Below are 9,068 nucleotides of genomic sequence, written 5' to 3' on the forward strand. Positions count from 1 at the left end.
CACCCACCAGAATGTCGATGATCAGCCGCTCGTCACGGACGGTCTCGAGGTAGTCGTCGAAGCCGATCGTCTGTGAGGCACAGACGACCTCGACCTGCGGCCACCGTCGTCGACACGTTGCCCACGCCCGCCGCTGGTCATGGGGCCGGCATACCAGCATCACCGTCTGGGGTTCAATGCCGGCAGCGGCCAGCACTTCACGCGACAGGGTGATGTTGAGTCCGGTGTTGGTCGCGGCAGGTTCGAGCAGAATGGCGGACTCGGGCACTCCCGCGGCTATCGCTTCGTCGCGGAACCGGGCCGCTTCGCCGTCGGGGAACTGTTCGGGATGGATCGAGTTGGCGCCGCCGGTAAACACCAGAAGCGGAAACCAGTCGGCGTGATACAGATCTGCCGCGTGCCGGGCGACACCGATGTCGTGGCTGCCCAGACCGATGGCAGCCTCGCAGCGGCGAAGCGGTTGCCGTAGTTGGTGGTAGCGCCACAGCCGGGAAGCCGCAGACCATTGGGCGTCGCTGATGCTGCCGGTACGGGACTGCAACCGTCCTCCTCGGGATCGTCGCGGATCCGCTACCACTAACACGGGGGGGAGGCTAGGCTGCCGCCGGGCGGAACTGGCGGCCGGTGTGGTGCGGGCGCGGGTGAGCACATCGGGAGCCAGACAGCGGCGACCTTCGAGCACGTCGCCCCGCTGGTTGCGCGCCCACCATCAGGCGGCGCCCGGCGTCGTTCTCGTCCTCGCAGGTCAGGTCATGGCGTGCGGTGCCCTGTGGTTCGTTGCTGGACAGCGGCATGCCGCCCGGTCAGGAACACGCTCCCGAACGCGGGCAGGTAGCCCTGGCTGGGCATATCCGCCCAACCGCGAGCACGGCCCGCAGCGAGGGCTGTGGGCGCCGGCGTCGATCAGCGGCAGGCCAGCGAGGCTGGGACGCGCTGCAGCCAGCGGGCGGTCCGAGGCAGGAATCGGGTCCGGCGGAGGCGTAGCCTAGACGGGCTGTTCTGGCTCCCTCCCCACGGATCGGTTGTTGTGGATCAATATCTGATTGGATCACGTGCCAGTAACCTCGCAAAGGCCCAGGTTCGCGAGTACCTAGGGCCGCTGAGGGAGCGTTTTCCGGCGATCACGTTTACCCACAGGGTGATCTTGGAAGGCGGAGACAAGGATCGCCGGTCGCTGCTGTCGGACGTGTCAGCGGCAAGCGGCGGCTCCGCCTTCAGCACCGAGCAGGAAGCCGCGCTGGTTCGTGGGGACGTGGATGTGGTGATCCATTCCCTCAAGGACCTGCCGACGGCCAATCCCGAGGGACTGATCCTGCTTCCGCCGCCGCGGCGTGGTGAAGTCGCTGACGCGCTGTGCGGCTCCACCCTTTCGGATCTACGGAAGGGGGCGCGGGTCGGGACCGGGGCGCCGCGGCGTGTGGCTCAACTCCTCGCTGTACGTCCGGACCTTGAGGTCGTGCCGATTCGCGGGAACGTGCCTCCGCGCCTCAAAAAGATCGAGACAGACGGGCTCGACGCAGTGGTCCTCGCGGTTGCCGGGCTGCGCCGGCTCGGCCTCGACGATGCGATCGGCGAGGTTCTGTCGCTCGACCAGTTCCCGCCGAGCCCCGGCCAGGGAGCACTCGGAATCCAGGTTCGCGCCGACAACGAACCGATCCAGCCGATTCTCGCCACGGTCGGCGATGCCGACACAGACGCGCAGGTCCGCGCGGAACGCGCGTTCCTGGCCCGGCTACATGGCGGATGCAGCGTTCCGGTCGGTGCGTACGCCGAAACCCTGCCCGGTGGTCGGCTGCGTTTGTTCGGGCAGGTCACTGCACTGGACGGGGCCCGGCAGATCGCCGCCGACACGCTGGGCACGGCGGCGGAACCGGAACAGGTTGGCTCAGCCCTGGCCGACGAGTTGATCAGCCGGGGTGCGCAGGACATCCTCGATGCGATCCGCGGTGTCGCAGAGGTCCGGTGAGCCTAGGCGCGATCTCGATCGCGGCGTAGGTGACCATCGCGGTGGCGCCACCTCGTTTGAGCTTGGTGAACAGCTCAATCAAGAGTTGGACGTCGCGGCTGCCGGTTGTTGGGTCGCACGGGGCGAGGGTGGTGTATTCGCCCGAGAACGGGAAGATTGGCGCGAGGTCAGGTCCTGCTGGTCGGGCACGCGCGTACGGAATCCTGCTGCAGTCCGGTGGCCATCTTGAGCCGACCGACGCGACGCTGATAGGCGCGGCAGTGCGCGAGCTTGTGGAGGAGACCGGCATCGATCCCGACGCGGTGGTTCCCGCGTCTCAGGGGCCCGTCTATGTCGAGTACGGCAGGTTTCCGGCTCGACCGCAGAAGGGCGAGCCGGAACACTTCTACCTCGACATCGGGTATGCGTTCACGACGGCAGCCGGGGACGTGGGATGCCTCCAGGAGTCGGAGGTAACGAGTGCCGCTCGGTACCCGCTGGACGAGGCTGAGCGCCTTGTGGGGCGGCGCATCGCGCGGGTGTCTCGTGCGCGGGCTCGGACGGGGTGATCCGGATCCGCTGCTGGTCCCCGGTCAATACGAGAGTGCAGCGGGCGCCGGCACCCCGGCGACCTCGGTATCGGCTGCAAAGCGGCCCGGGCCCGCGCAACCCTGCCGTCATCCTCGTGCCGTAAATGACCGATCAGCACGGGTCCTCGGGTTTCGGGGTCGCACCGGACGCCCGTGTGAGAACCGGCGGCCCGCCTGCCCATCCAGCCCTTGTCCGGTCCAGGCCAAGGTCACATCAGGTTCTACGTAGCGCCAGCGAGGGCCCGGGCGGAGGCGGTGGGCGGTGCGGCCCGGATCATTGAACTCGGCCGAACGACTTGCGTCGTTTGGTGTGGTCAACCTTCGCAGCTCTAAGCCAACATCGACCTGTAGCCAGCCGTCCACGATCCATGCCCTGAGTGACGTCGCGCCGGGCACCAGAGAGGGTGAGCCAATGGGCACCGCTGAGTTCGACCGGTTGCGGGAGCAGTTCGAGGCCCTGCTGAACGAGAATCCGACGTACCGGGCGATGAAGCCGGTCGACATGAGCTGGCTGGTCGGGTACCTGCGGGTGGATCCGGACACGGGCATCGCGCCGGGCATCGACGTTGTCACCGCTGAGGGAGTCCGCCCGATGGTGTGGCTACCGAAGTGGCGCTACATCGTGGCCCGGTTCGACGGTCCCGGGCACACCTGGGGTATCGACTTCGACCCTGCCGAATGGGTGGTCATCCGGCCTGGACACTACGTCGGGCCGCCTATTGTCGACGGCTACCTGGTGACCAGTCCGGCCGTCTTCGGCGCCGACGTCCCGGCGCCGCCCGGCCGGGTGGACGCGCCGGGCACCGACGGCGTCGGCCCGGCCCTGGACGGCGAGGACGGACCGACCCGCTGGATGTTGCTGGACGGCTACGCGTACCACATCAGCAATGCCGACACGGGTGGCTTCCACGTGCGCGAAGTCCACCCGGAGACCCGCGTCGGGGACGATCTCGACCCCGACGCGGCCCGATGAGCGGTGGCCGACGACAGGGCGCCCCGGGGCCTCTGACCTGCACCTGGGGCGCAAGGAGGCCGGCGGCTTCCTTGCACCGGGCCGACTGGGCTCGAACTGTCCGTAGCCGTGATCGCGGTGAACACGAGTAACGAACGCCAGGCCCGGCCGCCCGATCGCGCCACGGCAAAGCGTGGCGTTTCGGTGACGGTCGGGCAGCGACCTCCGCCGACGGTGCCGAGTCCACGCCTGGTTAGCGGGCGTTGTCCGCCACCGCCTTCTCGACGGCTGCAAGCAGCGCCGGAACCTGACCGGCGGGGACGCCGCCGCCCTGGGCGAGGTCGGCGTTGCCACCGCCCCGGCCGGACAGTGCACCCTTGACCAGATCGGCCGCGGACAGCCCGCGGCTTTTCCCGGCGCCGTTGATCGCTACGGTCAGCGACGCCTTGCCGTTGGCCCGGGACGCGACCGCGACCACCGCGGGACGTCCGGGGTCGACCTCGGAACGGATCGCCTGGGCCAACGCCCGCACGTCACCGCCGCCCGCGTCTGCCTCGGCACCGATGTACGCAATTCCGCGCAGATCCTTGGCCTGGGCGGCGAGCGCCGCCGCCCCGCCGAGGGTTTTTTGGGCCCGCAGCTTCCCGAGTTCCTTCTCCGCGTCGCGCAGCGCCGTGACGGTCTGCTCGACCCGGTCGGCGACCTGGTCGCCGGGCACCCGGAACAGCTCGGCCAGCCGAGTGACCAGCAGGTGTTCCTTGGCCAGGAAGCCGAACGCGTCGATGCCGACCAGCGCCTCGACCCGGCGTACACCGGAACCGATCGACGACTCGTTGAGGATCTTCACCAGGCCGAGCTGACCGGAGCGGGCCACGTGGGTGCCGCCGCAGAGTTCACGCGCGTAGTCGCCGACCTCAACCACGCGGACCTCGTCGCCGTACTTCTCTCCGAACAGCGCCATCGCGCCGAGCCGGCGCGCCTCCTCCTGGGAGGTGATGAACGCGTGCACTTCGAGGTCTCGCAGCAGCACCTCGTTGACCTGCTGCTCGACGTCGTGCAGCACCGTGGGCGAGACGGCCCCCGGGATGTTGAAGTCGAACCGCAGCCGGCCCGGCGCGTTCAGCGAACCCGCCTGGGTTGCCGACTCGCCGAGGAAACGCCGCATCGTCTGGTGGATCAGGTGGGTCGCGGTGTGCGACCGCGAGATCGCCCTGCGCCGGGTCACGTCGATCTCGGCCAGGCCGGTCTCGCCGACCCGTACCTCGCCGTGCAGCACCCGTGCCTTGTGCACGATCAGCCCGGGAAGGGGCCGTTGCACGTCGACGACCTCGACCTGGCCGCCACCCACGTTGATCACGCCGGTGTCGGCCTGCTGGCCGCCGCCCTCCGCGTAGAACGGGGTGGTGTCGAGGACCAACTCGACGAAGTCACCCTCGCCGGCCACATCGAGCCGCCCGCCGTCGCCGATCAGCGCCCGCACCCGCGACTCGCGGGAGACCTCCGAATATCCGGTGAACTCGACCGGGCCACCCGCGTCCAGCACCGCGCGGTACCCGGACAGGTCGGCGTGGCCGGTCTTGCGCGCCTGCGTGTCCGCCTTCGCGCGGGACCGCTGGTCGGCCATGAGCCGCCGGAAGCCGTCCTGGTCGACCGCCAGGCCGTGCTCCTGGGCGATCTCCAGGGTCAGGTCGATCGGGAAGCCGTACGTGTCGTGCAGTTGGAACGCCTGCGGGCCGGACAGCTGCCGGCCGCCCGACTTTCTGGTGTCGGTGATCGCCGTGTCCAGGATCGTGGTGCCAGCCTTCAGCGTCGCCAGGAACGTGTCCTCCTCGGCGTAGGCGTACTCCGCGATGCGGCCGAACTCCGTGGCTAGGTCGGGGTAGGACGGCGCCATGCAGTCGCGCGCGATCGGCAGCAGCTCGGGGAACGTCGCACCCTGCCAGCCGAGCAGCCGGATCGACCGGATCGCCCGGCGCATGATGCGGCGCAGCACGTAGCCGCGGCCCTCGTTGCTCGGGACGATGCCGTCGCCGATGAGCATCAGCGCGGTGCGGACGTGGTCGGCGATCACCCGCAGGCGTACGTCGTCGGGGTGCGACTGGTTGGCTGCGTGCCCCGAGTGGGCCCCGTAGGTCTTGCCGGTCATCTCGGCCGCCCGAGCCAGGATCGGGCGCACCTCGTCGATCTCGTACAGGTTGTCGACGCCCTGCAGGATCGACGCGATCCGCTCGAGTCCCATGCCGGTGTCGATGTTCCTGGCCGGCAACTCGTCGACGATCGTGAAGTTCTCCTTCGACGTCACGTCGGTGATCTCGTACCGCATGAAGACGAGGTTCCAGAACTCCAGGTAGCGGTCCTCGTCGACCTCGGGGCCGCCGTCCGGGCCGTATTCGGGGCCGCGGTCGTAGAACAGCTCGGAGCAGGTGCCGCCGGGGCCGGGGACGCCCATGTGCCACCAGTTGTCTTTCTTGCCGCGGCGCACGATGTGCTGGGCCGGCACGCCGATCTTGCGCCACATCGCGAACGCCTCGTCGTCGTCCAGGTAGACCGTCGGCCAGATCCGCGACGGATCCAGGCCGAAGCCGCCCTGGTCGACCGGGTTGGTGGACAGCTCCCAGGCCAGGTCGATGGCGCCCTGCTTGAAGTAGTCGCCGAAGGAGAAGTTGCCGTTCATCTGGAAGAAGGTGCCGTGCCGGCTGGTCTTGCCGACCTCGTCGATGTCCGGCGTCCGCACGCATTTCTGCACGGCCACGGCCCGCTGCCACGGCGGGGATTGCTGACCGGTCAGATACGCGACGAACGGCATCATGCCGGCTGCCACGAAGAGCAGATTCGGATCGTCGTACGCCGGCAGGGGCGCCGAGGCCACGATGGTGTGACCGTTGTTCTCAAAGTGCGTCAGAAAACGACGCTTGATCTCCCCGGTAAGCATGGGTAGGCGACTCCAGAATCAACCCGATCAGGTGATCGGTGGAAGTCTGCGCGAACGACAGCGCCGCGCTTCACCTGCGATGAGGCGCCGGCACAGATGGATCGACTCGCCGGGCAGCGTTCAGGTCAGGCGCGCGCAGCCACCGGACCGGGCATCCACCCGGCGCGGCTAGCTCGCCGTCCAACGCAGAACGTCATCGCCTTGCCTTCCCAACCTGGGAGCGTTCCCGGGTGTAGCAGCCGCGGACACGGCCGTCCGGGAATGCTACCAAGGCGACTATGGTCATTTCGCGGAGAATCGGCTGATCGACAAACAGCGGCGGCGGACGGCTCCCGCATGGAGTACACGAAGCCGATTCGCTACTACATCGACTCTGGGGGGACGGCGAGGCGACGTCGTGCTGCCCGCCGAACCCGGGAATCTGAAAGGGCTACCTGACCGATGCGCATTGACTGGACCGCGCTGCCCGAGGCCGTCACCCAAGCGGTGACCGACCGGGCCGGCGGTTCTCACATCGTCCCTGCCACGACCGGTGACCACGCGGAGATAGCCGCGACCGTCTCCGGGGCGAACGGGAAGGTGTTCGTCAAGGCGGCCCATACCGATTTCGGTGTCCGGTCACTGCGCTTCGAGCTGCGGGTGAGTGAGGCCGTCGGCGGGTCTCACTCGCCCGCGGTCGAGTGGCATTTCGAGGCGGCTGGCTGGCTGGTGGTGGGCTTCGAGCACTGCGAAGGCCCGCACGCCGATCTGTCGCCGGGGAGCCCCGATCTGGATCTTCTCGGTGAGGCGCTGACGGTGCTCGGTGAGACACCGGCGCCCGAGGTATCGTTGTTCGGTCCGAATGCGCGGCTCGGGTTCGCGCATCCGGCGATGGACGGCGACACGCTCGTTCATACCGATCTCGGCCCGGCCAACCTGATCGTGAGCGCGGGCGGCCTGCGGATCGTCGACTGGGCGTTTGCGGCCAAGGCCGCGCCGTGGGTTGAGCTGGCCATGCTCACCCCGTGGCTGATCAGCGCCGGGCACACCCCGGAACAGGCCGAACGGTGGCTAGGGCGGCACCCGGTGTGGGGGCTGACCGATCCAGAGGTCTTGGACTACTTCGCGACGATGAACGCGCAGAAGTGGGCGTCGAAGTCGGTGGGATCGACCGCGGCGTGGATGCACGACCTCGCGGCCTGGACGTCTCGATGGGCGGCCTATCGGTGCCGATCCGGCAAGAGCGACTGACGGACGAACTCTCAAGGAGGGTGCGATCCGACCGGTCAGCCTCCGCTACCTAGTAACGCGCGAAGATCAACGCCTACCCGGTCTGCGAGTGCTGTGCCGTCGCGGGAGGTCCACCGGTACGTCGCGCCTACGGCGTCCGGGCTCGGGGCGGTCGGCGGGATCATGAAGGTCGCGGTGGTGACGGTGATCAGCCACTGGTGGGCGGCGGGCCGTGGCCAGACCAGCACCGGGTTGCCCGGTGTGACGCCGGAGCGCCGCAGTCCTTGGCCGGGCCGGCCGGCCCAGAACGTGTCGGTGACGGCCAGTCCGGCGTATACGAGCAACCAGCGCCCGAAGTCTTCGACGTCGGGGTCTTGGCACAGCCACAGGGTGTAGGTGCCGGCCAGGACGGTGCGGTCGGCGCTCCACCACCAGCATCGAGCCTCGGGGTCGATCTGCTGGGCGCCGTCGCGGCGAAGGCCCGACAAGACGGCCTCCAGTGAATCCAGGAGATCGTCGTACCCGCTGCGCAGGACACGCCCGGCGTCATCGCGCCAGGACAGATCACGTTCGGGGTAGATCCGCCACTGGCCGACCCGGTCCGGGACCTGCATACGCAGGTGCGCGTGCAGAACGCCGACCACGCTGGGGATGCCCTGATCGTCGCGACGCCGATGCTCCTCGCGCGGCACCCGCACCAGCCACGAGTAGTAGGGCACCCCATCGACGGCGTCGTCATCGCAGCATTGGACGAACACACACCCGAGCGAGCCGGCCATCCGCGTCACCGCCGGAGCTGTGCGCTCACCCACGCCGGGCGCGGTAAGTTCACCCGGATCCTGGACCTCCAGGTTCCATACAACCCAGTCCAGCTCGTCGAGTTCCTCGGCGGTCATCACACCATTGTGACGGTCGGCACGGTCGTCGTGTTCATCAGCGGGTCGGCCCGCGCCAACGACCTCCGTGCGGGTAGGAACAGCAGGGGGTGCGTTTCAATTCGAGTGACTCTCGATGTTGGTCAGGCCGCGAGGTCGTATGGGTCCTGGTTTCGGCTGGTGTGGATGCGTTCGTGTTCTTGCTGGACAGTAAACTTCCAGTAGGCTTCGAAGGCGCCGTTGGTGATCACGGCCGTCTGCTCGTCACGGAAGACGGTAAGGTCAGCCACGTGGATACTTCCGTTCCGGAAGAGGCGCCCGGCGATCGGTCGGCCCGGGCCGACGCCATGTCTGAGGCCCGAAACACGGCAATGCGCGGCTCCGTCTATGTTGCAAACAGGGTTCTCGACTCGATCACCGAACCTGCCGTCGAGTGGCTCGGCGCCGCTCGCTCCGTGCTGGATCGACTCACAGAGAGGCCGTGCAGCGAGCGTCTCTGGAGAGCATTCGAGGAAGAGGCGCAACGTCTGCACAGCGCGGCTCTGCAGGGGTTTGCGGGCAGCGT

Annotated in this window: 8 protein-coding genes; 5 read left to right on the top strand and 3 right to left on the bottom strand. The window is 68.4% G+C overall.

The window, feature by feature from the left end; genetic code table 11:
* The coding region (locus DMB66_RS54570) for a YdcF family protein (RefSeq protein ID WP_158647675.1) at positions 1-541 on the bottom strand (541 nt) is incomplete at its 3' end.
* Between the two features lie 486 nt (positions 542-1,027).
* Here DMB66_RS54570 and hemC point away from each other — a divergent pair.
* The 3 genes from hemC to DMB66_RS54585 all read left to right on the top strand — a co-directional run bounded on the left by hemC (position 1,028) and on the right by DMB66_RS54585 (position 3,508).
* The gene (hemC, locus tag DMB66_RS54575; RefSeq protein WP_125811928.1) at positions 1,028-1,966 is read left to right on the top strand and encodes a hydroxymethylbilane synthase; all 939 of its coding nucleotides are present in this window, start codon (positions 1,028-1,030) and stop codon (positions 1,964-1,966) included.
* 272 nt (positions 1,967-2,238) lie between these two features.
* Complete coding sequence (locus tag DMB66_RS64955; RefSeq protein WP_233625517.1) at positions 2,239-2,514, top strand: hypothetical protein; 276 nt, start codon at positions 2,239-2,241, stop codon at positions 2,512-2,514.
* Between the two features lie 433 nt (positions 2,515-2,947).
* Complete coding sequence (locus tag DMB66_RS54585) at positions 2,948-3,508, top strand: hypothetical protein (RefSeq protein ID WP_125811930.1); 561 nt, start codon at positions 2,948-2,950, stop codon at positions 3,506-3,508.
* Between the two features lie 232 nt (positions 3,509-3,740).
* Here the strand turns inward: DMB66_RS54585 and alaS are convergent, their stop codons facing one another.
* Positions 3,741-6,419 carry an alanine--tRNA ligase gene (alaS, locus tag DMB66_RS54590; RefSeq protein ID WP_125811931.1) on the bottom strand — a complete coding sequence of 893 codons (2,679 nt, stop codon included), beginning with the start codon at positions 6,417-6,419 and terminating at the stop codon, positions 3,741-3,743.
* A 441-nt stretch (positions 6,420-6,860) separates the two neighbouring features.
* On the opposite strand from alaS, the gene DMB66_RS54595 reads away from it, so the two are divergent.
* Positions 6,861-7,649, top strand: a complete 789-nt coding sequence (locus DMB66_RS54595; RefSeq protein ID WP_125811932.1) for a phosphotransferase — start codon at positions 6,861-6,863, stop codon at positions 7,647-7,649.
* 35 nt (positions 7,650-7,684) lie between these two features.
* On the opposite strand, the gene DMB66_RS54600 is transcribed toward DMB66_RS54595, so the two are convergent.
* The gene (locus tag DMB66_RS54600; RefSeq protein WP_125811933.1) at positions 7,685-8,524 is read right to left on the bottom strand and encodes a hypothetical protein; all 840 of its coding nucleotides are present in this window, start codon (positions 8,522-8,524) and stop codon (positions 7,685-7,687) included.
* A 173-nt stretch (positions 8,525-8,697) separates the two neighbouring features.
* Between DMB66_RS54600 and DMB66_RS64960 the strand changes: the two genes are divergently transcribed.
* On the top strand, positions 8,698-9,068 hold a 371-nt coding region (locus tag DMB66_RS64960), incomplete at its 3' end, for a hypothetical protein (RefSeq protein ID WP_233625516.1).

This window comes from Actinoplanes sp. ATCC 53533 (assembly GCF_003947245.1).

Excerpts from the sequence above, each read along its gene's own strand:
- DMB66_RS54600 (WP_125811933.1), bottom strand. The coding sequence starts at position 8,524 with ATGACCGCCGAGGAACTCGACGAGCTGGACTGGGTTGTATGGAACCTG.
- DMB66_RS54595 (WP_125811932.1), top strand. The coding sequence starts at position 6,861 with ATGCGCATTGACTGGACCGCGCTGCCCGAGGCCGTCACCCAAGCGGTG.
- alaS (WP_125811931.1), bottom strand. The coding sequence starts at position 6,419 with ATGCTTACCGGGGAGATCAAGCGTCGTTTTCTGACGCACTTTGAGAAC.
- DMB66_RS54585 (WP_125811930.1), top strand. The coding sequence starts at position 2,948 with ATGGGCACCGCTGAGTTCGACCGGTTGCGGGAGCAGTTCGAGGCCCTG.